We start from the raw sequence: 23,706 nt of genomic DNA, 5'->3' as shown, positions 1-23,706 counted from the left end.
ACGCCCATCGCGCCTCACGCCCGTTATTTCCAGACCATGCGGTCCAATCCGCTCCATCATAAGTATCCACCTCCCGTAAGTGGACACCTATTCCCAGCAGCCCGCCACCCGGCCTAGGTGCGCCGAAATTCGCGCTTACCGCAGGACGGCGTCGTTTACATGTATGGCGAGTTTCTGAAGGCGCGCGACGTGCTAAGCGCAACGGGGACTGTACTGCCGCTAGAGTGCGCCGTCGCCATTCCCGAACTTCGCGACACCAAGAGTGAAAAGGGCGAGAACTTTTTCTCGAAACCCGCCACGTGGGCGAAGTCGTCCGTCTTCGGCTTAGTCAAGTCCTACTGTGCCAATCCAGGCACCGGTGGGGGGAATGACCTGGAGCGAGCTCTCAGGGGCTTCGACCTCGTCCTGCTCGACGATGATTCCTCGGAGCTTGGCGACTTCATCGCGATTGGCGAACGGCGGCTCGCAATCGTCCATGCTAAGGCGACGCCCAACAATCACCGAATCGGCTGGCATGAGGTAGCGGGAGATTTCGCCGGGAATCGGCGGCGGGTAGACTCGGCGAATGATTGATCCATCAGCGATTCGTGCACGATTTACCGCAGTTGGCCGTGACCTGAACGAGCGGACACGCCGGTTGTTCGCAGCGGCGGAAGCCCGCACCGCCGGCTACGGCGGAGTTGCCGCATCCTCGCGGGCGACGGGGCTCGCGCGCAGTACCATCGGCCGCGGACTGAAGGACCTGGACAACCCCGCCTCTCTGTCGGGCGAAGTGCGTCGTCCGGGTAGCGGTCGGCCGGGCCTGACCGAGACAGATACGACACTGCTGGATGACCTGCGCCAGTTGCTGGAACCCTCGACGAAGGGCGACCCGATGCGGCCGTTGCGGTGGGTCTCGAAGAGCCATGCGAAATTGGCAGCGGCGCTGTGCACGATGGGGCATCAGGTGAGCAAGAGCACAATCCCCAAACTGCTGGAGTTGCTGCACTATCGCCGGCAGGTGAACCGCAAGACGTTGGAGAGCAGCCGCAATCCCGACCGGGACGCGCAGTTCGAGCATATCAATACCGCCGCGGTTGCCATGCAGGCGGCCGGCAAGCCGGTGATCTCGATCGACACGAAGAAGAAAGAGCTGATCGGCCCTTACAAGAATGCCGGCAGTGATTACCGGCCCGAAGGCAGCCCCGAGCAGGTCAAGGTGCATGACTTCATCGATGCCGAACTCGGCAAGGTGGTGCCGTACGGCGTCTATGATGTCGCGGCCAACGCCGGCTGCGTGAGTGTGGGCATCGACAACGATACGGCGCAGTTCGCAGTCAACTCGATCCGCCGCTGGCTGGACCTGATGGGCCAGGAGCGGTACCCGGGCGCCGACAAGCTGATGATCACCGCAGATGGCGGCGGTTCAAACGGTTCGCGCGTGCGGCTGTTCAAGGTCGAGCTACAGAAGTTGGCCGATGAGACCGGATTGACCTTGCAGGTCTGCCATTACCCGCCGGGGACATCGAAATGGAACAAGATCGAGCACCGACTGTTCTGCTACATTACCGAGAACTGGCGGGGGACACCGCTGACCAGCCGGCTCGCAGTGGTCGAATTGATCGCTGCTACCACGACCAAGGCTGGCTTGCAGGTTCGCTGCGAACTCGACACCCGAACCTACCCAAAGGGGATCAAGGTCAGCGATGAGGAGATGGCCGGCCTGAACATCAAAGGTGACCAGTTCCATCCCGAGTGGAATTATACCGTCTCACCCAGGCTGCCGCCCTAGCGCGGTAATTGTTGGGCGTTGCCTAAGGCGAGTAGTAAGCTGAGCGTGGGCGGCGTCACCAAGCTCGAAGCGGTCGGTCGCCAGTCGGCCGCCTCACTCGCGTTCTGCTCGACAATGGCGCAGGTCGACGGGATCGAAAATGACCGTTGGAAACGTCCCACACAATTTAACGCTAAGACGGTGGTCCTGCCGCGAATCTTCCGAAATGAAAAGAACGTACCCGAGAATGATGTCGCTGCTACGGTCAGAGCAGCCCTCACGAACCCGAGCTACGACCGCGAGGTCTGGATTGTCGCAGGCCGCCTGTTGGATGTGGAGAAAACTCGCGACCGGGCCCGCAAGAAGGCGCTGACAAACCGCGATCGACAGCTATTAATGTTTCTAGAAAGCCTCGGGACCGCTTGCGGACGGGCGAACGCGAGGTTGAGAATCTTCGGACACTAGTCCGAGCGGGCCCGTGTTGCCGCCGTCTCACGTAATCGGGGTCCGCCGGCTCCGAAAGGCGCATCCAATTGTGCAACAGGCTGCTGCACAATCGCTTGTCCACAGGAGACCTCGTGCCGTCCCCCGCCTACCTAACGCTCGAAGAAGTCATTACCCGCTACCGTGGCCAGGTCAGCGAAGGCACGCTGCGAAATTGGAGAGCCATGCGCGTCGGACCGTCCTTCATCAAGATCGGCAAGGCGATCCTCTATCCCGTCAGCGAACTCGACCGCTGGGACAAATTCAATCTCGTGGTCTGTAGACCCTTCCGATCTTTGTCGCTGGAGGAATATGCTTCGGCCGGTTGAGCCGGATCGTCATGGCTGGCTATTCAAGTCCCAGGTGATGCGATATGACGAGCATCATGATGCGGGATCCGTGATCCAGCGTGACCTTGGAGTATCATCTAAGATCTTGCATGATCATGGATTATTTATCACGACCAGTCATCCTCCACATATACCAATTAACGGCCCCTGTTGATTTCAGCGTATCGGCAAGGTGTTGAAAAATAACAGAAACTGGTCCTTGAGTGTGTTGATGCACAACCATCCCAGCGGCGACCCCACGCCCTCGCAGGAGGACATCGCGATGACCCGCGAGATCAAGCAGGCGGCCGCCGCACTTTCGATCGTGCTGCACGACCACGTGATCATCGGCAACGGCAAATGGGTCAGCCTCAAGCGCCTTGGATTGCTATGAACCCCAGCCAGTCAGAACCGCCATGTGCAAGGGTACACGCAGCTTCCCATCATCCGGTGCCAGCGCCGCCAGTGCGGCGGGAAACAACGCGCGCGGCGGAATCCGCCGGGATCGCGCGATCGTCGCGTTGGTCTCACCCGCAGCCTGAAGATCGCGCAGGAGCGCCAGCGGTTCGGCATACTCGACGTCGATCACCTCGCGTTCCGCGACCGGAAGCGCGAATCCCGCGCGCTGCATCAGCCCCGCGCAATCGGCGAGATCGGGAAACGGCGACACCCGTGGCGAGGCGCCGCCGGTAAGCGCTTCCTCCGCCTTGATCAGCGCCGCGCGCAAATCGCCGAGCGTGCCAAGCAGCGGCAGGCTGGCGAGAAACAACCCTTCCGGTTTCAGGGTCCGCCGCAACTGGATCAGCGCACCCGGCAAATCGTTCACCCAGTGCAGCGACAGATGCGCGACGATGAGGTCGAAACTGGCGGCGCCGAAAGGCAGGAATTCCGCGTCCGCCGCCACGGCGAACCCGCCGGCCTGCCTTGCCATACGAGGCGAAAGATCGGCCGAGACCACCGCGACCCCGCGCGCCGCCAGCAGCGTCGCGACCGCGCCGCGGCCACCGAGATCGAGTGCCGTGGCAAATTTCCGGCCCGTGTCATCCAGCCGGTCGAGCACGCGCGCGGCAAGATCGTCCAGTACCGGGCGCACCCGGTCGAGCTGGTTCGCCGCCCGATCGCGATGGGCGCGCACGGCGGCGCGTTCGAAAATCAGCATGTCGTTCATCGCCGTGCTTGTGACGCGATCCGAGCCACCGGAAAACCCCTGCGCTGGCAGACTGGGCTCGTGCTGAAATCCCTCGCCCGCGCCACGCTCGACATTCTGCTCCCGGCGCATTGCCTCGCTTGCACCGAGCCGGTGACAGGTGACGGTCAGCTTTGCGCCGCCTGTTTCGCCGAGGCCGATTTCATCACCGCCCCGTTCTGTGGCCAATGCGGCCTGCCGCTCGCCGAACCCGCCCCGCTCTGTACCGCGTGCGACTGGGACCCGCCGGCCTTTCGCGCCGCCCGCGCGGCATTGCGCTACGGCCCGGCGGCGAAGCGTCTGATTTTGCCGTTCAAATACACTGATCGGCCGGAGGCCGCATCCGGCCTTGCCCGCCTGCTGCTGCGACCCGGCGCCGATCTGCTCGCCCGCGCCGACTGGCTGGTTCCGGTGCCGCTGCATCGCCGCCGGCTCGCCGCACGTGGCTACAACCAGGCCGGCCAGCTCGCCCGCGCGCTCGGCGGGCTCACCAAAAAGCCGGTCCTCATCGACGCGCTCGCCCGCATCCGCGCGACCCGTCCACTCGCCGAGCTAGACCAACACGACCGGGAAGCCGCGCTCAAGGGCGCGATCGCGGTCCGCCGGCATCGAACCGCGCAGATCGCCGGCCGCACCATCCTGCTGATCGACGACGTGCTGACCTCGGGCGCCACCGCCTCGTCCTGCGCCACCACGCTCCATGAAGCCGGCGCCGGAGCGGTCGATGTGCTTGCCCTGGCGCGCGTGGCAGATATTCAGGAAACGTAAATACTCTTGCGATATCATCCGTCTCGCGTATGTGAACGGCTGGAGACATCGCATGCCGAATATCGAAATCTACACCCAGCCTTTCTGCTCCTATTGCAGCCTTGCCGTCCGCCTGCTGCGCGACAAGGGCATCGCCTTCACCGAGATCGACGCGCCCTACGGCTCGGCGGCGCGGCGCGAAGCGATCGAGCGCTCCGGCGGCCGCACCACCGTCCCGCAAATCTTCATCGATGACGCGGCGATCGGCGGCTGCGACGACCTGGTCGCGCTGGAGCGCGGCGGGAAGCTCGATTCGCTGCTCGCCGCATGATTCATTATCAGCTCCGATGCGCATCCGGTCATGAGTTCGACGGCTGGTTCAAGACCAGCGCCAGTTTCGACCGGCAGGCCGCGCGCGGCATGCTCGAATGTCCGCGCTGCGGCATGAACGAGGTATCGCGCGCGCTGATGGCGCCGCGGATCGGCGGCAAGAGCCACGAACCGATCGCACCTGCCGCCCAGAAGGCTGCGGAACTGGAACCGGCGGCAACCGAGCAGAAATCCGGCACCGCCGTCGCGGGCCGGATGCCGGACGAATTGCGCGCCATGCTCGCCCGGCTCCGCACCGAGGTGGAGGCGCGCTGCGACTATGTCGGCGGCGATTTCGCGACCGAAGCGCGGCGCATCCATGACGGCTCGGCACCCAAACGCGGCATCTATGGCGAAGCGAGCGAGGCCGATGCCGAGTCGCTGGCCGAAGACGGGATCGACGTCGCCCGCATCCCCTGGGTTCCGCGCGCCGATAGCTGATCCCGCCCCAACCCAAGAGACCTCGTGATGCTCGATACGAAACCGGCTTTGTTCGAACTCGACGGCGTGCGGCCCGAGATTCATAAAACCGCCTGGGTCGCCCCCGGCGCCGTCGTGATCGGCGCGGTCAGCGTCGCCGAGGGTGCGAATATCTGGTTCAACTGCACCTTGCGGGCCGACACCAACACGATCGCCATCGGTGCGCGCACCAACATCCAGGACGGCACGGTGATCCACGTCAATGCGGGCGCCGAATTCGCGGCCCGGATCGGCGCGGATGTCACCGTGGGCCATGCCGCCATCGTCCATGCCTGCACCCTGCACGACCGCGCCTTCGTCGCCATGGGCGCGATCGTGCTCGACGGCGCGGTGATCGAGGAAGGTGGGATGCTCGCCGCCCATTCCACCCTGCAGCCGGGCAAGCGGATCGGCCGCAACGAACTGTGGATGGGCACGCCCGCCAGGCTGATGCGCGTGATGAGCGATGCGGAACGCGCACTGCACGACCAGATCGCGCCGCACTACGCCGCCCAGGCCGTCCGGTTCAGGCAAGGGCTGAAAGCTTTGTGATCGGCCCTCGCCATCGGAGGCTCACATCCTATGTAAAGGCCGGAGGGTCGCCATGCGCCGCCTGATGATCGTTCCCCTGCTGTCGCTCGCCCTCGCCGGCTGCGGGCTCGAAACCCCCTCGCCCTCCACCGGCTATCTGCCCGCCGACACGTTCGGCAACCGGATCATCGGCGAGGACCCGGCGATCGCCGCTACCGACGCGGCGACCGATGCCTTCGCCCATCCCGGAGCGATGCAGGGACGGCCAGCGAAAATGGCGCTCGCCGTCGCCTCGCTCGACGCGATGGCCGGCCAGTTCGCCACCGGCGGGCGCTGGTTGGGCATGAATTCGCTCGCGAAACAGCAAATGCTCGCCGCGCGCGGCCGGGTCCGGCGCATCCTCGGCATCGCCCCCGGCACGCCCTCGCAAACGGTGATCGACGCGATGGTCGGCGCCGCCCATCAGCTCCGGCACGGCAATCGTCCCGGCGCGCTGGAAGCGCTGGCCAGCCCTGGGTTCACTTTCCCGCCGGCGCACACCCTTGCCGTCCTCGCGCATTTCCCGCCGGTGCCACTCGCCAATCAGGCGACGATGTTCGCCAGCCGGTACCTGTTCCCCGGCGGTAGCGGATTGCCGCCGTTCAGCCGATAGAGCAAAATGGCTTTAAGCGGAAATCGCGAAGCGATCCGCAAGGCCATGAAATTGCTCGCCCAAACAAAGAGTAGGCGTGATCGACTGAAAGGCATCACGCTCTGGATTTCTTGGCCGGCTCGAACCGATACGGACTCGCACTGGTGGTCGAAACATCGAGCGCCAGCCGATGCGCCAGGGGCGGAAACGCGCGCGAGCGGCATTCCTGACGCTCGCACAGCCGGCACGTCAGCCCGATCCCCACCGCCGCGCGCTCGATATCGATCCCGTCGGCATACACGATTTCGGACGCGCGGGTGATGTCGCAGCCCATCGCCACCACGCGGGTCGCCGGCGGCTCGCCCCAATGCGCTGGCGCGGCGGTAATGCTGCGCGCGAAACACAGATAGGTCGCGCCATCCGGCAATTGCGCCACCTGAACCCGCACCGTGCCCGGTGTCGCGAACGCGGAATGCACCACCCAGCGCGGGCAATTGCCGCCGAACCGGGCGAACGGAAACCCCGCCGCCGAAAACCGCTTCGAGACATTTCCCGCCGGATCGATCCTCAGAAAGAAGAACGGCACGCCCCGCGCGCCGGAGCGCTGCAAAGTGGATAGCCGGTGGCACGCCTGCTCGTAGGAAACCCCGAACCGCATCGCGAGATGCTCGACATCGTGGCGCAGCGATGCCGCCGCGTCGAGAAACGGCGCATAGGGCATCAGCACGGCCCCTGCGAAATAGTTGATCAGGCCGATGCGCAGCAATTCCCCGGCATCCCGCGTGGTCATCGCCGCCCGCTTGACGATCGGTTCGACCAGATCGCGGGCCTCCAGCAAGCCGAGCTGAAACGCCATCTGGAATCCCCGGCTTTCGCGCGGCAAGGTTTCCGACAGCCGCAAATGCCGGGACGCCGGATCGTAAATGCGCAGCGCGCCGGGCAGCGGCGTCACCGACACGACGAGCCCATGCTTGTGGCGCAGCCGTTCCGCCAGCGCATGGTTCATCCCCAGCGCCGCCGCCGGCAACTCGGCCCCCATCGCCTCGGCGGCGGCCTCGATCTCGGGGAAATGATTGGCGTGCTCGTGGAAAAAATCCCGCACCTCCTCGTTCGGCAGCAGGATTTTCCGCCCCGAGGGCAGGGTGATCCCACCGGTTTCCTCCCGCGCTGCCTGAAAGCCCCGGTAGAGCGCCAGCACGGCGCGCGCCGCGGCCGGCGCCGAGGCGGCCAGGATCTGCGCCTCCGAATCCGGCACGGGTTCGGCGCCGAGCAGCGGATCGGCGAAGGTTTCGCGCAGCGCCTGTTCCAGTTGCCGCTCGTCCGAACCGGACAGCGACGCGAGATCGACCTGCAGCGTCTCGGTCAGCTTGATCAGCAACGCCGCGGTCACGCCGCGCTGATCGTGCTCGATCAGGTTGAGATACGAGGTCGAGATTCCCAGCCTTGCGGCGAGCTTTTGCTGAGTCAGGCCCTGTTCCTGGCGCAGGCGGCGAACGATCCGGCCGATCAAGGGTTTGGACATGGAACACTTGCCTCGGAGCCTTGGAGGAATTTTTCAAAGTTTACACATTGAAAAACTTTACAGTCAATATCGCCACGGGTTTCGCCATTTCATGCCAAGAATCCACGTGACATTCGCAGTTGCAGCGTAAATATTTGACCCACTTCAGTCACGCCAAAAACCAACCCGTTACCACGCAGGCTTGCCTCTATCGCGCTGCATCAGGAGAGACCCATGGCACCGTTCCCGACCCCGACCCGTTCCCCCGACGGCCTGCCCGGCGGCATGTCCGTCGCGCCGGATCGGTTCGCCGGCATCAAGCGCGATTATACCCCGGCCGATGTCGAAAAGCTCGCGGGCAATTTCCGGGTCCGGCACACTCTGGCCGAAATGGGCGCCAACCGGCTGTGGAACCTGCTCAAGACCGAGCCCTATGTGAACACGCTCGGCGCACTCACCGGCAATCAGGCGATGCAGCAGGTCAAGGCCGGACTGAAGGCGATCTATCTCTCCGGCTGGCAGGTCGCCGCCGACGCCAACATCTCGGGCGAGATGTATCCCGACCAGTCGCTGTATCCGGTGAACTCGGTGCCGATGGTGGTCAGGCGGATCAATTCCGCGCTGCGCCGCGCCGATCAGATTTCCCGCATGGAGGGCGACACCAAGACCTACTGGATGGCGCCGATCATTGCCGATGCCGAGGCCGGATTCGGCGGCGCGCTGAACGCCTACGAGCTGATGAAGGCGATGATCGAGGCTGGCGCCGCCGGCGTGCATTTCGAGGACCAGCTCGCGTCGGAGAAAAAATGCGGCCATCTCGGCGGCAAGGTTCTGGTGCCGATTTCCCAGCACATCCGCACCCTGAACGCCGCCCGCCTCGCCGCCGATGTCGAAGGCGTGCCGACCGTGCTGCTCTGCCGCACCGACAGCCACGCCGCGCAGTTGCTCACCGCCGATGTCGATGAGCGCGACCGCCCGTTCATCACCGGCGAGCGCACGCCGGAAGGCTTCTACCGGATCAAGCCGGGCCTCGGCGTCGAATACGCGATCGCCCGCAGCCTCGCCTACGCGCCCTATGCCGATCTGCTCTGGTGGGAAACCTCCGAGCCGAATCTGGACGAGGCGCGCCAGTTCGCCGAGGCGATCCACAAGCAGTTCCCCGGCAAGATGCTCGCCTATAACTGCTCGCCCAGCTTCAACTGGAAAAAGAAGCTCAGCCCGGAAAAGATCGCGTCCTTCCAGCAGGAAATCGGCGCGATGGGCTACAAGTTCCAGTTCGTCACCCTGGCCGGCTTCCACTCGCTGAACTATTCGATGTTCCAGCTCGCGAAGGGCTATTCGGAGCGCGGCATGGCGGCCTATTCGGAGCTTCAGCAGGCGGAATTCGCCGCCGAGCCGCAAGGCTACACCGCCACGCGCCATCAGCGCGAGGTCGGCACCTCCTATTTCGACGCGGTGTCGATGGCGGTTTCCTCCGGCCAGGCTTCGACCACGGCGATGGCCGGCAGCACCGAAACCGAACAGTTCCACGATAACGACGATGGCACCGCTCCCGGCCCCGGCCACGACGACGGGCTGGTCCACCATCATCGCTGGGCGGTCAGCGCCCCGGATCGGTGATCGGTTAACTTTTTTCCCCGCGGTATCGGCACCCCGCCGATACCGATCCTGTCAACTGACCCCGGAGTTTTGCTCCGGGGTATTTTTTGGTGATCACTGTCGCCACCACTCCACTCTTCGCCCGCGATCAGTCGCCTTCAGTTACCTCTTGTTCGATGGCGGTCAGACAGGCCAGCAACTCCGGCAGCGCCGTCTGCACGGTTTCCCAGACAACATCGAGGTTGATATCGAAATAGCCGTGCGCGATGCGATTGCGCATCCCGCGCATATTGCGCCACGGCACTCCAGGGTATCGCTCGGCGGTCTCGGGGTACCGATCCATCATCTTTGTTGCGGCCTCGCCAAGAATGACGATGCTCATGATGACGACCTGTTGCGTGCGCTTGTCGGCAAGAAACTGGTCCTTGCTCAGACCAGCGACAAAACCGCACACATCGGACGCCGCTTGGCGCATGTGGCGGAGATAATCGCCGACACGGCTCCCGCTCATACGGGAGATGCCTCCGCAAGCACGATCTCCCGAATCCGCGGCGGCAGATCGCCCGGCGTCAGCAAATCGACCGGAACGCCAAGCAGGTCTTCCAATTCGGCTTGCAGGCCGCCCAGATCGAACAAGGTTGCTCCCGGCAGCGCATCCACCAGCAGATCGAGGTCGCTGTCTTCATGGTCGGTGCCATGCAGCACCGAGCCGAAGACGCGCGGGTTTGCGGCGCGAAAGCGGCTCGCAGCCTCGCTCACGGCGGCGCGCTTGTGATGAAGGGCGATCGACGGTTTCATGAGTGCCGATATACCATAATTCCCGTGTTCCCGACCTCAACCTTCCAGCAATTGTTCCACCAGGGCGTCGATTTTCGTGGCGACGCCGGAGGCGACCAGCGCATCGCGGATGGCACGGCGCTGGGTGGTGAAATAGGCGCTTTCCGCCAGTTCGACCCTGGCCGCGATGCTCTCCGCCTCGACGGCCGCCGCCGCGAGGGCGCGGTGCAGGGCAATTTTGCGATCGTATTCCGGGATACGCAATTCCCAGACCAGATTGTCGAAATCCCGCGCGCCGCCCTGGCCTTTCGACTGCATATCAGTAATTCGCCTGCGCGCCGCTTCCGAATTGATGATCGCGCAGAGATATTGCCCCTCGGCGCGCGAACGCAGCGCTGTCCAGTAGGCTTTATGCTCCACCAAGTATTCAGGATTTTCGACAATAGTTGCACTTGGTAAGGTGCCGGACGCAGCATAAACCACCCGCAATCCGGCGTTCGGCAGTTGCAGCGACAATCCTCGCACATGATCCAAGCGCTGCCGCAGCGTCATTTTCGGCTTGCCGGCGCCATCCTTCCGCGCATTCTCGTCCCACGCTGCCTCGGTCTGGCGCAGCCAGCGCGCCAGATGGATATGCCCGTAGGCGGCGGCGTTCTTGGCGTCCAGAACCTTCAGCCCATCGGCCGGAATAACCGCCAGCGGCGTGCGCAGCAGCCGGAACGGCGCCAGGCTTTCGCCGAGCAGCACATGGCGCAGAAACTGGTTTTCCACCGGCCCGCGCGGCGGGGTCAGCGTGTTCCACGGCGCCTTGTCCAGCGCGCCGGCATAGCGGGTGACCTGGGTGGGCAATCCCTGGGCATCCGCGCGGGTGCCGATGATCACCGAAGCCGGCACCGGAAACAGCGGTTTGACCCGCTCGTCGAAGCTCCAGGCCTCAGTGATCCGCAGCGATCCGTTGGTGCCGAAATCGCCCGCGCGCAGCCCGGCATAGGCCGGCCGGTTCAGCGCGGCATAGGGCAGCACGAAGCCGATCCGCCCGCCCGGCTTCAGATAAAGCTCCACCGCGCGCGCCATGAACAGCGCCGACAGATCCTGCTGGGTCGCCAGCACGCCGCCGACCCAGAGATTCCGTTTTTTACAGGCATCGCGAACCTGCTTCATCATCCCAGCGCTCATGAACCGGAACGCGACCCAGGGCGGATTGCCGAGCACCACATCGGCGCGCTGCTTCGGCTTTGACAGCCACAGCGGCCGTTGCAGATTGCGGATCACATAGGGCCAGATGCCGTCCCGCCCGTCATCGTACAGCGATTTGAGATGGGCATAGGTATCGCGCAGAGTCTCGGCGTCTTGCGCGGTCACGCCCGCGATGTGCCGGAGCTGCCGATATACCGTCGCCGGCGCCTCGGCATGGGCCAGGCCATCGGTCAGGGCCTGCAAGGCAGGCTCGAACCGCGCCTGTTCCTCGGCGAAGCCGCCCGGAATCGTCAGCGGCTTCGCGTTCGGCACCGCGACGCGAACCTCCTGCGCATCGCCCAGATCGACCACGTTCCATTGCAGCGCATCGCCGAGATAGACCGGCACGGTGATCAGATCGCGCGCCCCGCCGAGGGCCGGGCCGAGCGCGAGCAGCCAGGTCACGCGGGCGAAAATCACCGCGACCGGGTGGACATCCATGCCATGCACCTGCGCGCAGGCGGCGCGCAGCGCATCCCGCCTGCCCCACCCCGCCGCCTCGGCGGCGCCGAGCAGCGCCCGCACCGCGTGAAACAGGAACGTGCCCGAACCGCAGGCCGGGTCCAGCACGCGCTGGGTGAGCGGCGCAGTGACGACGGCGCGGGTCAGCTTCGCCGCCAGCCAGTCCGGCGTGTAGTATTCGCCGAGATCGTGGCGCTGCGCCGGGTCGATCAGGCTTTCGTAGAGCGCCTTCAGCACGTCGGTCTGCGCACTCTGCAACCGGAACCGGCGGATTTCGCCCACCATGCGCGCGACCAGATCCCGGCCGCGCTGATCGAGCAGAATCCAGTCGAAAAAATCGCTTTCGACCGCGCCATGGATACCGGCCTCCGCCAGGGCTGAACCGGACAAAATCGCCTCCGGCCCGGTGGCGGGAAGCTCGAAAATCGCCGCCGCGATGGTTTTGGCGATGATGGTCAGATAGGTGTGCTGAAGGAACAGCCCGTCATCGCCGATCGGCGTGCCATAGACCTCGCGCAGCAGCCCGTCCCATAGCTGGCGCTTCAGCGCCACCTCGGGATGCCCGGCGAAATCCTGCCAGAGCGCCGCCAGCACCCGCCGGGCATGGCCGAACACCATGCTGTCGCGGCCCAGGGCGCGCTGCATCGAGAGCGGTTCCGCCGGCAGATCGTCGCGCGCGCCGAGTGCCGGTTACAGCCATGCCAGCAGGGCCGGCCCCTGATCGGCCCTGGTGACGTGGCGGCTGATTTCGGCCAGCGCTCCGTTGGTCCATTCATAGGCGATGAACGTCGCGCCGTCGGTCGCGATGCCGAGAAATTTCCGTTCGGTCTGACGCTCCCGCTCGGCGAGATAGTCGGGCAGCTTGCGTTCGACATCGCCCAGTTCCTGGCGCAGGTCGCGCTTGAATTCGAACACCGTGCCGGCGAACATCGTGTCGATCCGGCCATGCACGCGCGGCAGCCGCACTTCATGGTCGATCTCGCTCCAGGCGATGCCGAAGCCGTTGCGCAATATGTCCCCGATCAGGGTGCGCACCGCCTCGTGCCCAGGCCGGGCGGCAAGGCGGGTCATGATTTCGGGCAGATTATCGCGGCGCCATTGGTTCGACATTGCCGTCTGCCCTACACGCCGGCGCGCGAATCGGCTAGGGTGGCGTCATGAGCCGTTCCAGCCATCGCGATCAGCCGGATATGTTCGCCTCGCTTGACGACGAATCCCGGCCCGCGCGCTACGTTTATGAAGACTACATGCTGGAGATCCGCCGCCCGCAATTGCAGGCGCAGTTGAAGCAGGTGCGGGAGGCAAAAATCTTCCCCTGGAAGAACCTGACCGACGCGCTGCTGGCCGAGGAAACCTTCAACGGCATGGCGTTCAATTTCCCGCCCGAGGAGGGCCGCGCCGCGATGATCGCCTATGCCAAGGAAATCAGCCGGCTCTATGCCCTGATCGAGGAACCCTGGACGCCGATGATCTATTCCTGCCCAGGACGCTGGCTCTGATCCCTCCTCGCGACTAACGGACCGCATTGGGCCGCAAGCTCGCCTCCAGCCGTTCCATGCTGTGCTGACTGATGGTCAGCAGCCCGGCGCGCGGCGTATCCAGCTCCGCGATCAGGCCGAGAACGATCGCCAGGATCACCGGCAGCGCGGCAAGGGTCGCGCGATACCGGCCCCGCAGCAGCAGCCCGGTGAAGAAGCTGGCCCCCGCCGTCACCGTGATCAGCACGACCCACACCGTTCCCGGCAGGCGGTTGTGCCGGGCCGCGTCGCGCTCCGCTTCGAGATCGATCGTCTGGTTGAGCGAACGGATGAAACTGCCGGTGATCGCGTTCGGTGCCACCGCTGACGCCTGTTCCGCGATGCGCCAGAGTGCGACCTGCAGCCGCGCGGCCGAGGCTTCGGCGGCGGCGATTTCGTGACGATCCTCGGCCGCCCCGAAATAGGCCAGCCGCGCCGTCACATAACGCCGCAGCAAAGGCCGCGCCGCATCGCGCAGATCGGGCGCGAGCAGGCCGGCGCGCAGATAGGTCGTGCCGATCGCGTTGGCTTCGTCGACCACCAGCGAGCGCCTCTGCTCGTAGCGCGACAATGCCATGCTGAAGCTGAATCCCAGCATCAGCCCCGCAAGGCCGAGCACGGCGCCCTGCACCGGCCCAAGCGGTGTTTCCGACCCGGCATCGTCGGCGGCCAGACGCTGGCCGAGCCAGGTGGCGAACCCGAGCAGAACGGCCATGATCAGTGCGAGCAGCGGCGGATGATCGATAACGATGCGCATCCGCACAGTGTGCAATGCCGAATCGAACGGCGCAACAGCCCGGCGCCATCAGAATTGCTCTAACGCAGCGCCGCCAGACCGGCGGTAACCGCCTTGCGCATCAATGTCGGCATCGGCGTATCGACGGGAGCGGCGGTCAAACCGCGCGGCAGAACGGCGACCGAGGCCGCCATCACCCGAAGCGAAAGCTCGAAATGGGTGAATACGTGGCGGATCGTGCCGGCATCGCGCCAGTCGGTCGCGGCAATTGGCGGTTCGGTCTCGGGCATTGCGCTCTCCCAGTCCGTTCCGGGCAATTCGAACATGCCGCCGAGCAGCCCCTTGGGTGGCCGGCGGCGCAACCCGATCATTCCCACCGAGTCGCGGAGCAGGAAGACCGCGCCGAACCGCACCGGCCGCACGGCTTTTTTCTCCTTGCGCGGCAACTCCTCCGCGATGCCGCGCAAATATGCGGCGCAGGCGTCACGCCACGGACAGATCATGCACGATGGATTGCGCGGCGTGCAGATTGTCGCTCCCAGATCGAACAGCGCCTGGGCGAAATCGCCCGGCGCGCGCCGCGCCGCGGCCTGCTCGCCCAATCGCGCGGCGGCGGCCGCGATTGTCGGCTTCGCCTTCGGTAACGATGCCTCGATCGCGAATATCCGCGCCGCCACCCGCTCGACATTGCCATCCACCGGCACCACCGGACGATCGAAAGCGATCGCGCCGATCGCCGCCGCCGTGTACCCCCCGATACCCGGCAACGCCCGCAATGCCTCGATCGTTTCGGGAAATCCGCCCATCCCGGCGACCACGCGGGCGCAGGTGATCAGGTTCCTGGCGCGGGCATAGTAGCCGAGCCCGGCCCAGAGCCCGAGCACATCGTCTTCCGGTGCCTGCGCCAAAGCCGCGACCGTCGGAAACCGCTCGATGAACCGGCGGAAATACGGTATCACCGCGCCTACCGTGGTCTGCTGCAGCATGATCTCGCTGAGCCAGACACGGTAGGGATCGGCGCGCACGCCCGGTGCTGCGCGCCAGGGCAGGTCGCGCCGATGGGCGCGATACCAGCGGAGCAGAAGTGCTGAGGATGGCGGATCAAGGCTCACGGAAACGCTCAGTGACGGCAAAAGCCCCGCCTGTCGAGCCGGCGCGGCACTACGCGCCGCGTGGCATCGCCGCGCTGATCGCGCCGGTGCTGCGCCCCGCTTTGCGCCGCCGGGGCGCCGCGCTCGCGACATTGCTTGAAGACTGGCCGGCGGTCGTCGGTCCCGGCATCGCGGCGCGCAGCCTGCCGGTGAAATGCGCCGCCGGCACGCTCACCATCGGCTGCGCCGGCCCCGACGCGCTGGAATTCCAGCACATGGCGCCAACCCTGACCGCGCGGATCAATCTCGCCTTGGGCGGCCAGATCGTCGCGCGGCTGCGCTTCGTCAGCCTGCCCGCCGCCGATCGCGTGAAGCCGGGCCGGTCAGAAATCGGACGCGATCAGCTCGGCGCCGCTCTCGTCGCTCCGGTGGATGCCGCCGCCCTGCCGGACGGACCGATCGGCGCTGCCCTGGCGCGGCTGGCGCGCGGCCTTCGCACGCGCCGGAGTTCCGGCCTTGGATAGGCCATGCGCGATCACCGCCTCGGTCAGCAGAACGCGCACCCGCTCCGCCGCGGCATGAACCGCGGCGGTTTTCAGCGTGTCCTGATCGGTCAACGCCATCAGATCGGCATAGGCGACGCCCAGCGGCGCCCGGTCGAGCCCGGCGCGGCGCAGGAATCCCTCCAGTGACAATTTCGAATCGCGGCGCAGATAATGCACCAACGAAGCTTCGTTCGGCGCGAACAGAAACACCCTGAGCCAGCGCGTATGCAGCGCGAAAGCGCCGAGCATGGTTCGCGGCGGTCCCTTGATTGGCCGGCCGGCGCCGCCGGCGAGCCAGGACGACAGCGCGGCTTCCGGCATCGGCCGGGCGATCCCGAAGCCCTGCACCATGGGCGCACCCATGATGCGCAGCGCATCGAGCATGTCGAGCGTCTCGACGCCTTCGACGCAGAGCTTCATGCCAAGCTCCTGCGCCATCGTGACAAAAGCGGCGAGGAAGACGAGGTCGTTCGGATTCTGCGCGACATCGGCAAGAAACGCCTTGTCGATCTTGAGGTAATCGACCGGCAGGCGCTGCACCCGCTTGAGGGTCGAGAACTCGACCCCGAGATCGTCGATCGCGATCGCCACGCCGGCGCGGCGCAGGATCTCCAACTCGTGGCGCGCCATTCCGAGATCGGGAAATTCATGGCTTTCGAGCAGTTCGACGATTAACCGTCCGGGCAAGATCGAGCCTGCCGCCAGCGCCGCCTCGATCGTCGCCGACACCGAACCGCGCGACAGAACCTCGGCATCGACATTGATCGACAGGCTGAGCGCGGGTGCGACCGCCGCGAGGTGTCGCAAATAGGCGATGCCCCGGCGCAGCACGCTCTGGAACAAAATCTCCCGGTCCTCGGCGGTCAGTTGGGGGAGAAAGGCGTCCGGCTGGATCAGCCGGTCGCCGTCGCGCAGCCGGGCCAGCGCCTCGATCGCGATCACCTCGCCGCGGCGCACCGCGATGATCGGCTGATAATGCACCTCGATACGATCTTCGGCCACCAGGGCACGATAACGAGATCGCGCGACGTTACTCCCCATCATCGACCGGCGCCGATCGGCTGACATGTCAAGCGAATGCCCACTTGTCGGCGCCTAATGCCGAATCCCAATGGCAAACCCCTGTTCGCCAACCTCATTGCAAGATGCGACGGATCACGACGACAAGGGCTGAATCAATTTCATTCAGAGAGATCCCGCATAACCCCAGTCCAGCACAACGAGACATGAGCACACCAATGCACTTATCGACGGAGAATTCTTGAAAAATCACATAGTCTCATTTCGAAGCACGATGCCAGCGAAAAGTTAACAAACTGTTTGACGGTCGAGTGTTTCCGGCGCGGGAAACGACTCTCCGGCTCAATGCGCATCGGACCAGTTGGGGCCGATTCCCGCCTCGACCAGCAACGGCACCGAGAGCGCCGCCGCATTCTGCATCACCTCCCTGGCAAGCTGAGCAACCGCCTCCGCCTGATCCCGCGGCGCCTCGAACAGCAACTCGTCATGGACCTGCAACAACAACCTTGCGTCCAGCCCCGCATCGGCGATCGCCGCCGGCAGGCGCACCATCGCCCGCTTGATGATATCCGCCGCTCCGCCCTGCAACGGCGCGTTGATCGCCTGGCGCTCGGCATAGCCGCGCCGCGCCGGGTTCTTGTCGGCGATTCCCGGCACGTAGCAGCGTCGGCCGAACGGCGTCGTCACGTAGCCATGGGTGCGGGCGAATTCGCGTGTCTCGTTCATATAGCGGCGGATTTCGGGATAGCGCGCGAAATAGGCATCGATATAGCGCTTCGCCTCGCCATTCTCGATGCCGAGCTGACGCGCCAGCCCGAACGCCGAAATACCGTAGATGATGCCGAAATTGATCGCCTTGGCGCGCCGTCGCGTCAGCGGGTCCATGCCTTCCATCGGCACGCCGAACACCTCGGACGCGGTGCGCGCATGAATATCCTCGCCATCGCCGAAACTCCGCTTCAGCGCCGGAATATCGGCGACATGGGCAAGCAGGCGCAACTCGATCTGAGAATAATCGGCCGAAATCAGACTCTGGCCGGGGGCGGCGATGAACGCGCGGCGGATGCGCGCCCCTTCCGCGGTGCGGATCGGAATGTTCTGCAGATTCGGATCGTTCGAGGACAGGCGCCCGGTCGCGGCGATCGCCTGGGCGAAGCTGGTATGAACCCGGCGATCCTCCACGTCGATTTCGCCTACCAAAGCATCCGCGTAGGTCGATTTCAGCTTCTGCAGCTGCCGCCAGTCGAGAATCCGCGCGGGCAGTTCGAGGCCGACTTCGGCGAGTTCCTCCAGCACGGCGGCGTCGGTGCCCCAGGCACCGGTCTTGGTGCGCCTGCCGCCGGGCAGCTTCATTTCGTCGAACAGAATCTCGCCGAGCTGTTTCGGGCTGCCGAGATTGAAGGCATGGCCGACCAGTTTTTCGATATCGCGCTGGATCTCGTCCATCCTGCGTGCGAATTCGGCCGACATGGCGATGAGATCGTCGCGATCGACCATCACCCCAGCGCGCTCCATGCCGAGCAGCACCGGAACCAGCCTGCGTTCCAGGGTCTCATACAGAGCGAGCGCACGCGCCTCGCGCAGGCGTGGCCGGAGCAGCAGCCACAAACGCAATGTTACGTCGGCGTCCTCGGCGGCGTAGGCCGTGGCACGATCGATCGGCACCGCGGAAAAACCGATCCGGTTGCGCCCGGTGCCGGTCACCTCGTCATAGGCGATCGGTTTGTGATCGAGATGCAAGGCTGACAGTTCGTCCATGCCATGACCATGCGCGCCCGCTTCGAGCGCGTAGGAAATCAGCATGGTATCGTCGATCGGCGCGGCGTCCGGCAATCCGGCCCCGGCCAGGACGTGGAGATCGAACTTCGCGTTGTGAAAAATCTTAAGAATCGCCGGATCGTTCAGAACCGGCGCCAGCGCCTCGTATACTCTCGCGCGCGGCAATTGCTCGCCCAGTTCGTGACCAAGCGGAATATAGGCTGCGCGCCCCGGCGCGATCGCGAGCGAGATGCCGATCAGCCTCGTGCGCCGCGAATTGAGATCGGCGGTTTCGGTGTCGACGGCGACGCGCCCGACCGCGCGGATCGCAGCAATCCAGGTCTCCAGCGCGGAGTCGCTGTCGATCGTCTCGTAGGGACCGAACGGCGCATCCGGCGCAGGCTCATGCGCCGCCACAGGTTTCGCTTCGGCCTGCGCCTCGGTGCGGCGCGGCAATCCGTTCAGCCCCAGCCGCGCCTTGATGCTCTTGAAGCCTTGGGCATCGAGAAACGCCTGCAGAACGGCATCGTCATGCGGTGTAATGGCAAGATCCGCGATCGGCGCCGGCAGCGCGACATCGCACCGCAGCTCGACCAGTTTTCGCGAAATCCGCGCATCCTCGGCATGGGCCACCAGCGCGTCGCGCCGCTTCGACGGCTTCATCGCGCCCGATGCGGCCGCCTCGAGTATCGTCTCCAGCGTGCCATATTCGCCGATGAGCTGCGCCGCACCTTTGGGCCCGATGCCCGGCACGCCGGGCACGTTATCGACGCTATCGCCCATCAGTGCCTGCATCTCGATCATCTGGCCCGGCACCACCCCGAATTTCGCCATCACCTCGTCCGGGCCGATCGGCGTCTGTTTGATCGGGTCGAGCATCGACACGCCATCGCCGAGCAACTGCATCAGATCCTTGTCCGAGGAGACGATCACCACCTCGCCGCCTTGGCGCTTCATCGCCGCGGCATAGCTCGCGATCAGATCGTCCGCCTCGAACCCGTCCAGCTCGATCGCCGGCACCGCGAACGCCCTGGTCGCATCCCGCACCAGGGCGAATTGCGGGATCAATTCCTCCGGCGGCTCCGGCCGATGCGCCTTGTAGCGCGGATCGATCGCGTTGCGGAACGTCGTACGCCCGGCATCGAAAATCACCGCGAGATGGGTGCCGGTATGCTCCTTCAGCAGCCGCGTCAGCATGTTGCAGAAACCGAACACCGCATTGACCGGCGTGCCATCCTCTCGCGTCATCGGCGGCAAAGCATGAAAGGCGCGGAAAATGAACCCCGAGCCATCCACCAGAACCAGGCGCTGCCCCATCAATGCGCGCCGCCCGAAACCGCGCCCGCCGCCAGCACGTAGAGCCGGGAGCAATACGGGCACTTCACCTCGCGATCCTCGATTTTCAGGAACACCCGCGGGTGACCGAGCGGTTCGCCGCCGCCATCGCAGGCAACCACCCGATCATGAACCTGGATCGTCTCGAAGATCGGCGCTTGCGGTGCATCCGGCATGGAACCCCTCTTTGCTTGGTGACGCTGATCCATGATACCGCCGCTCGCCGTGATTTCATATCGCCCCCGCCGCTTGCTGCCGATCCTCTGGCTTCTGGCTCTCTCCGGCTGCGCACGACCATTCCACATGCCGGTTCCGACCGCGAAACATCCCATTGTCACTGCGGGATATTTCCGGCTCGCGAGCGGTGCCCGCCTGCCCTATCGGAATTGGCTGCCCAATGGCTCTCCGCGCGCCGTGGTGCTGGCGCTGCACGGCTTCAACGACAGCCGGGATGCCTGGGCGACGCCCGCACCAACCCTCACCCGCGCCGGGATTGCGGTGTTCGCGCCCGATCAGCGCGGTTTCGGCGCCGCACCGGGGCGCGGCCTCTGGCCCGGCACCGCCCGCATGGTGGGCGATGCGCGGCAGATGGCGGCGATCCTGCACCGGCGCTATCCCGGCATTCCGCTCACCATCATGGGCGAAAGCATGGGCGGCGCGGTCGCACTCCTGCTCGGGGCGCGGCGCGATCCCATCGTTACGTCCTATGTGCTGATCTCGCCGGCGGTCTGGGGCGGCCGCGCGATGGCCGCCCCGTTGCGATTCGCCGCCGCGCTGTCCGGCGCCGCCGTGCCCGGTTTGCGGCTGACCGGGCGGCAGGCGCATGTACTGGCGAGCGATAATCGCCGCGCCCTGCACCGTCTGTTCGAAGACCCCTTGACCATCCGGGCGACACGGCTCGGCACCGTCGCCGGCCTGGTGCGCATGATGGGCCGTGCCCAGGCCGCCTGCGCCCGCTTCACGCCGAGCCACGCCCTGATCCTCTATGGCGGCCACGATCAGCTGATCCCGAAACCCGCCATGGCGTCCTGCTGGCGCGCGCTGTCGCCCGATCCGGGCATCCGCCTCGCCTATTACCCGCCCGATTACCACCTGATGCTGCTCGACCATCAGCGCGCCACGCCGACCCGCGACATCGCTTCCTTCATCCTGCACCCGAACCGACCCTTGCCGTCCGATGCCGGGACCGATGCGACGATCTTTCTGGCGCGGCATTGAGCCCGCGCGCGAAACCCGCTATGCCGTCCGCACGGACCTGTAGCTCAGCTGGATAGAGCGTTGCCCTCCGAAGGCAAACGCAAGCTCTTTCTGCTGATCGAGGGTGTCGTAAAAATCGAGTGAAACCAAGCGATTGGCAAAACTCGAAGGAAGCATCAAAATTGCGTTCGAGGTCGCGGAAGCACCACGGAAGCAAACCGAAAGGAGGTTGTGGAGTACGAACGGCCGCAAACGACGGGGCTCAACCCCGCTTGGTTTGAGCCGATTCGATTGTTGGATTCGGGATTGACCCTGTTCGATCTCGGACACTATCTGAATATCGATGCGCCCGTAGCTCAGCTGGATAGAGCGCCACCCTCCGAAGGTGGAGGCCACACGTTCGAATCGTGTCGGGCGCGCCATTCTCTCGATGGCACTTTTCACATCCCATCAGATTGTGCGTTTTTGGCCAATGCGATCTGCACTGGGCAAGGCATCGTTCTTTACCGACATTGAGGCGTCACCTGTTCGAGGCTGCCGCGGATGCGAACAACCGGTGGCGTGGACTTCAGCAAGAGTCCACTGGTCTCGTCATTGAATGTGAGACGCCCGCCCACGCCGACTTGTGCTGCCCCTTGCTGCCGTCGTAGCGGATAACGCCGTCTGGCTCTGAATGGTCTTCCGTGAAAATTAGGCTGTCCATGGGCTTACGCATGCCATTTGCACCTGCACGCAGCACCAACCCTTGCGCTTGCAACCATCCACTGTGCCGAAAGAACGCAGACGAGATCCAAGCGAGGGCGAGCGAACACGACGTCGAGGCCTAAGCACGCTTATGCGCGGCCAGGGCATGGGTGGCGAAGGCACCTATTGTCGTGGAGATTTCAGCCAAACCGGTGTACGGGCACCTCTAGGGTCAGGACCCTTTACACGGCTCGACGCGGCGTGATTCTCGGGGTGTCGGAGGTGTCCGATGGCCGAGTTGTTCCTGCTGTCCCGTACTCAGATGCGGCGGATCGAGCCGTTCTTCCCCCGGTCACGCGGGCTTCCGCGCGTTGACGACCGGCGGGTCATTAGCGGCATCGTCTACGTCATCCGCCATGGCCTGCAATGGCGGGACGCACCGCGCGGCTATGGCCCGCATAAGACGCTCTATAACCGCTTTGTGCGCTGGAGCCGCCTCGGTGTATTCGAACGCATCTTCGCGGCTCTGGTAGCCAAAGCGGGCGAGCCGGACCGGCTGATGATCGATGCCACGCATCTCAAAGCGCACCGAACGGCCGCCAGCCTGCTCAAAAAAGGGGTTCTCCGCGCCGTATCGGACGAACCAAGGGCGGCCTGAACTCGAAGCTGCATGCCGTCTGTGACGGCCAGGGGCGCCCAGTCGTGATGCTGCTCAGCGAAGGCCAGATGAGCGATCACAAGGGCGCGGCAATAATCTTGCCCGCGTTGCCGCCAGCCCGCGAATTGCTCGCTGACCGCGGCTACGACAGCAACTGGTTCCGCGCCGGATTGATGAAGCGCGGCATAGCGCCTTGCATACCATCGACGCGCAGCCGAAGCATCCCGATAGCACACGACAAGGAACTCTACCGGCAGCGGCACCGCGTCGAGAACATGTTCGGCCGCATCAAGGACTGGCGCCGCATCGGCACCCGCTACGATCGCTGCGCCCACACCTTCTTCTCAGCCATCTGCATCGCCGCCATTGTCACGTTCTGGCTGTGGTAGTGAGTCCTGACCCTAGGGTGTGTCGTCATTTGACCGGGGGGATTCCGGCGCGACCGTTTTCCTGATTCATAGCAGATCAGCATTCCGAAAGGCTGATCGATGGGGCGTTATGGGCTGAGGGCTGACCAATGGGAGCGGATTGCGCATCTTTTGCCAGGAAAAGATGGCGACGTTGGGGTAACCGCGAAGGACAACAAGCTTTTTGTTGACGCCGTGCTGTATCGGTATCGTGCGGGCATCCCCTGGCGCTACGGTATGCACACATCTCTTTGCGGCAAAGAATCAACCCGAAAAAATTTCGCCGAAGCCAGATTAAAGTACATGATCTGAAGTGCTCATAATAGAGAACACATAACGGGATCAAATCGGAATATCGGTTACAATCCGTTGATTTACATACATTTTATGAAATGTGTGAATCCCGTAGCCTCTGAAGAGATAGGTAAAGGCCCTGGTCAAGGCGCCGTTGGCAAATTTGCCGCCGCCGAGGACGGAGCCGACGCCGCCTGCAACGCTTTCGGTGACGACGGTATCATAGTTGCCATGGAGGGCAAGTTCGGGTCCGGCGGCAGCACTGAGAGGCTGTCTCGGAATGATGATGGAATGAAGGGTTGGGTGGCGGGATGAGGTGTGATTCCAAGAGGTTGTCGAGACCGAGTTGGATGGACAGCCTCATGTGGACCCCGACCACCCGTGCCTACCATAGGCGAGATAAC

General features: G+C 64.7%; 24 protein-coding genes, 1 tRNA gene and 3 pseudogenes. 17 read left to right on the top strand and 11 right to left on the bottom strand.

Annotated features, from left to right (window positions below; genetic code table 11):
- The first annotated feature begins 159 nt into the window (after window positions 1-159).
- From AiwAL_RS17295 to AiwAL_RS17275, 5 genes and pseudogenes are all read left to right on the top strand, one after another.
- A complete protein-coding gene (locus AiwAL_RS17295) occupies window positions 160-573 on the top strand; it encodes a hypothetical protein (RefSeq protein WP_262313153.1) in 414 nt (137 codons plus the stop codon).
- Window positions 566-1,771 (top strand): ISAzo13 family transposase, encoded by a 1,206-nt coding sequence (locus AiwAL_RS17290; RefSeq protein WP_262313152.1) that lies wholly within the window; start codon window positions 566-568, stop codon window positions 1,769-1,771. The genes AiwAL_RS17295 and AiwAL_RS17290 overlap by 8 nt, the downstream gene beginning before the upstream one ends.
- Window positions 1,772-1,816: 45 nt before the next feature.
- On the top strand, window positions 1,817-2,215 hold the full coding sequence (locus AiwAL_RS17285; RefSeq protein ID WP_262313151.1) for a hypothetical protein: 399 nt from the start codon (window positions 1,817-1,819) through the stop codon (window positions 2,213-2,215).
- A 113-nt stretch (window positions 2,216-2,328) separates the two neighbouring features.
- On the top strand, window positions 2,329-2,562 hold the full coding sequence (locus tag AiwAL_RS17280; RefSeq protein WP_262313150.1) for an AlpA family transcriptional regulator: 234 nt from the start codon (window positions 2,329-2,331) through the stop codon (window positions 2,560-2,562).
- 226 nt (window positions 2,563-2,788) lie between these two features.
- A pseudogene (locus tag AiwAL_RS17275) lies at window positions 2,789-2,956 on the top strand (JAB domain-containing protein); the annotation flags it as partial.
- On the opposite strand, the gene AiwAL_RS17270 reads toward AiwAL_RS17275, so the two are convergent.
- Window positions 2,951-3,730 carry a methyltransferase domain-containing protein gene (locus AiwAL_RS17270; RefSeq protein WP_262313149.1) on the bottom strand — a complete coding sequence of 260 codons (780 nt, stop codon included), beginning with the start codon at window positions 3,728-3,730 and terminating at the stop codon, window positions 2,951-2,953. The pseudogene AiwAL_RS17275 and the gene AiwAL_RS17270 sit on opposite strands and share 6 nt — an antisense overlap.
- A 60-nt stretch (window positions 3,731-3,790) precedes the next feature.
- Here AiwAL_RS17270 and AiwAL_RS17265 point away from each other — a divergent pair, with 60 nt between their 5' ends.
- From AiwAL_RS17265 to AiwAL_RS17245, 5 genes are read left to right on the top strand one after another with little or no spacing between them, the layout of a single operon-like run.
- Window positions 3,791-4,516, top strand: coding sequence for a ComF family protein (locus AiwAL_RS17265; protein WP_235705205.1), 726 nt, complete (start codon window positions 3,791-3,793; stop codon window positions 4,514-4,516).
- Window positions 4,517-4,568: 52 nt separating this feature from the next.
- On the top strand, window positions 4,569-4,826 hold the full coding sequence (gene grxC / locus AiwAL_RS17260) for a glutaredoxin 3 (protein WP_235705206.1): 258 nt from the start codon (window positions 4,569-4,571) through the stop codon (window positions 4,824-4,826).
- Window positions 4,823-5,305, top strand: a complete 483-nt coding sequence (locus tag AiwAL_RS17255) for a DUF1178 family protein (protein WP_235705207.1) — start codon at window positions 4,823-4,825, stop codon at window positions 5,303-5,305. Before grxC ends, AiwAL_RS17255 begins: the two co-directional genes overlap by 4 nt.
- Window positions 5,306-5,332: 27 nt before the next feature.
- The gene (locus AiwAL_RS17250; RefSeq protein ID WP_235705208.1) at window positions 5,333-5,875 is read left to right on the top strand and encodes a gamma carbonic anhydrase family protein; all 543 of its coding nucleotides are present in this window, start codon (window positions 5,333-5,335) and stop codon (window positions 5,873-5,875) included.
- Window positions 5,876-5,927: 52 nt separating this feature from the next.
- Entirely contained in the window at window positions 5,928-6,506 is a 579-nt protein-coding gene (locus AiwAL_RS17245) for a hypothetical protein (RefSeq protein WP_235705209.1), read from the top strand.
- Window positions 6,507-6,600: 94 nt separating this feature from the next.
- Here AiwAL_RS17245 and AiwAL_RS17240 read toward each other — a convergent pair whose 3' ends face one another.
- Window positions 6,601-8,007, bottom strand: a complete 1,407-nt coding sequence (locus tag AiwAL_RS17240; protein ID WP_235705210.1) for a short-chain fatty acyl-CoA regulator family protein — start codon at window positions 8,005-8,007, stop codon at window positions 6,601-6,603.
- A gap of 264 nt (window positions 8,008-8,271) precedes the next feature.
- Between AiwAL_RS17240 and aceA the strand changes: the two genes are divergently transcribed.
- On the top strand, window positions 8,272-9,606 hold the full coding sequence (aceA, locus tag AiwAL_RS17235) for an isocitrate lyase (protein WP_235705219.1): 1,335 nt from the start codon (window positions 8,272-8,274) through the stop codon (window positions 9,604-9,606).
- A gap of 127 nt (window positions 9,607-9,733) precedes the next feature.
- Here aceA and AiwAL_RS17230 read toward each other — a convergent pair whose 3' ends face one another.
- From AiwAL_RS17230 to AiwAL_RS17215, 4 genes are read right to left on the bottom strand one after another with little or no spacing between them, the layout of a single operon-like run.
- The gene (locus tag AiwAL_RS17230) at window positions 9,734-10,096 is read right to left on the bottom strand and encodes a DUF86 domain-containing protein (RefSeq protein WP_235705211.1); all 363 of its coding nucleotides are present in this window, start codon (window positions 10,094-10,096) and stop codon (window positions 9,734-9,736) included.
- On the bottom strand, window positions 10,093-10,383 hold the full coding sequence (locus AiwAL_RS17225) for a nucleotidyltransferase family protein (RefSeq protein ID WP_235705212.1): 291 nt from the start codon (window positions 10,381-10,383) through the stop codon (window positions 10,093-10,095). Before AiwAL_RS17225 ends, AiwAL_RS17230 begins: the two co-directional genes overlap by 4 nt.
- Window positions 10,384-10,419: 36 nt before the next feature.
- Entirely contained in the window at window positions 10,420-12,705 is a 2,286-nt protein-coding gene (locus tag AiwAL_RS17220) for an N-6 DNA methylase (RefSeq protein ID WP_262313148.1), read from the bottom strand.
- A gap of 45 nt (window positions 12,706-12,750) precedes the next feature.
- Window positions 12,751-13,170 carry a hypothetical protein gene (locus AiwAL_RS17215; protein WP_262313147.1) on the bottom strand — a complete coding sequence of 140 codons (420 nt, stop codon included), beginning with the start codon at window positions 13,168-13,170 and terminating at the stop codon, window positions 12,751-12,753.
- Between the two features lie 47 nt (window positions 13,171-13,217).
- Between AiwAL_RS17215 and AiwAL_RS17210 the strand changes: the two genes are divergently transcribed.
- Window positions 13,218-13,559, top strand: coding sequence for a hypothetical protein (locus tag AiwAL_RS17210; RefSeq protein WP_235705214.1), 342 nt, complete (start codon window positions 13,218-13,220; stop codon window positions 13,557-13,559).
- A gap of 13 nt (window positions 13,560-13,572) precedes the next feature.
- Here the strand turns inward: AiwAL_RS17210 and AiwAL_RS17205 are convergent, their stop codons facing one another.
- Entirely contained in the window at window positions 13,573-14,334 is a 762-nt protein-coding gene (locus tag AiwAL_RS17205; RefSeq protein ID WP_235705215.1) for a hypothetical protein, read from the bottom strand.
- A 59-nt stretch (window positions 14,335-14,393) separates the two neighbouring features.
- Window positions 14,394-15,425 carry an A/G-specific adenine glycosylase gene (mutY, locus tag AiwAL_RS17200; protein WP_262313146.1) on the bottom strand — a complete coding sequence of 344 codons (1,032 nt, stop codon included), beginning with the start codon at window positions 15,423-15,425 and terminating at the stop codon, window positions 14,394-14,396.
- An 11-nt stretch (window positions 15,426-15,436) separates the two neighbouring features.
- Between mutY and AiwAL_RS17195 the strand changes: the two genes are divergently transcribed.
- Window positions 15,437-15,928 (top strand): DUF721 domain-containing protein, encoded by a 492-nt coding sequence (locus AiwAL_RS17195; protein ID WP_262313145.1) that lies wholly within the window; start codon window positions 15,437-15,439, stop codon window positions 15,926-15,928.
- Between the two features lie 354 nt (window positions 15,929-16,282).
- Here the strand turns inward: AiwAL_RS17195 and AiwAL_RS17190 are convergent.
- From AiwAL_RS17190 to AiwAL_RS17180, 3 genes and pseudogenes are all read right to left on the bottom strand, one after another.
- Window positions 16,283-16,990: pseudogene (locus tag AiwAL_RS17190) on the bottom strand (EAL domain-containing protein); the annotation flags it as partial.
- 321 nt (window positions 16,991-17,311) lie between these two features.
- Window positions 17,312-20,044 (bottom strand): DNA polymerase I, encoded by a 2,733-nt coding sequence (gene polA, locus AiwAL_RS17185; RefSeq protein WP_235706152.1) that lies wholly within the window; start codon window positions 20,042-20,044, stop codon window positions 17,312-17,314.
- Window positions 20,044-20,238, bottom strand: a complete 195-nt coding sequence (locus AiwAL_RS17180; RefSeq protein WP_235706151.1) for a zinc-finger domain-containing protein — start codon at window positions 20,236-20,238, stop codon at window positions 20,044-20,046. The genes polA and AiwAL_RS17180 overlap by 1 nt, the downstream gene beginning before the upstream one ends.
- A gap of 127 nt (window positions 20,239-20,365) precedes the next feature.
- Here AiwAL_RS17180 and AiwAL_RS17175 point away from each other — a divergent pair, with 127 nt between their 5' ends.
- From AiwAL_RS17175 to AiwAL_RS20450, 4 genes and pseudogenes are all read left to right on the top strand, one after another.
- Entirely contained in the window at window positions 20,366-21,280 is a 915-nt protein-coding gene (locus tag AiwAL_RS17175; protein WP_235706150.1) for an alpha/beta fold hydrolase, read from the top strand.
- A 324-nt stretch (window positions 21,281-21,604) separates the two neighbouring features.
- Window positions 21,605-21,681 (top strand) — tRNA-Arg (locus tag AiwAL_RS17170).
- A 551-nt stretch (window positions 21,682-22,232) separates the two neighbouring features.
- A protein-coding gene (locus AiwAL_RS17165) for an IS5 family transposase (RefSeq protein WP_262313144.1) occupies window positions 22,233-22,990 on the top strand; the annotation gives its coding sequence in 2 pieces (ribosomal slippage) (window positions 22,233-22,566 and window positions 22,566-22,990; 759 coding nt in all).
- Window positions 22,991-23,089: 99 nt separating this feature from the next.
- Window positions 23,090-23,239 (top strand): annotated as a pseudogene (locus AiwAL_RS20450) (transposase); the annotation flags it as partial.
- Between the last annotated feature and the right edge of the window lie 467 nt (window positions 23,240-23,706).

The sequence above is a fragment of the Acidiphilium sp. AL genome, assembly GCF_025499445.1.
Classification (GTDB): domain Bacteria; phylum Pseudomonadota; class Alphaproteobacteria; order Acetobacterales; family Acetobacteraceae; genus Acidiphilium; species Acidiphilium iwatense.
This window is presented reverse-complemented; position numbering and strand designations above follow the sequence as displayed.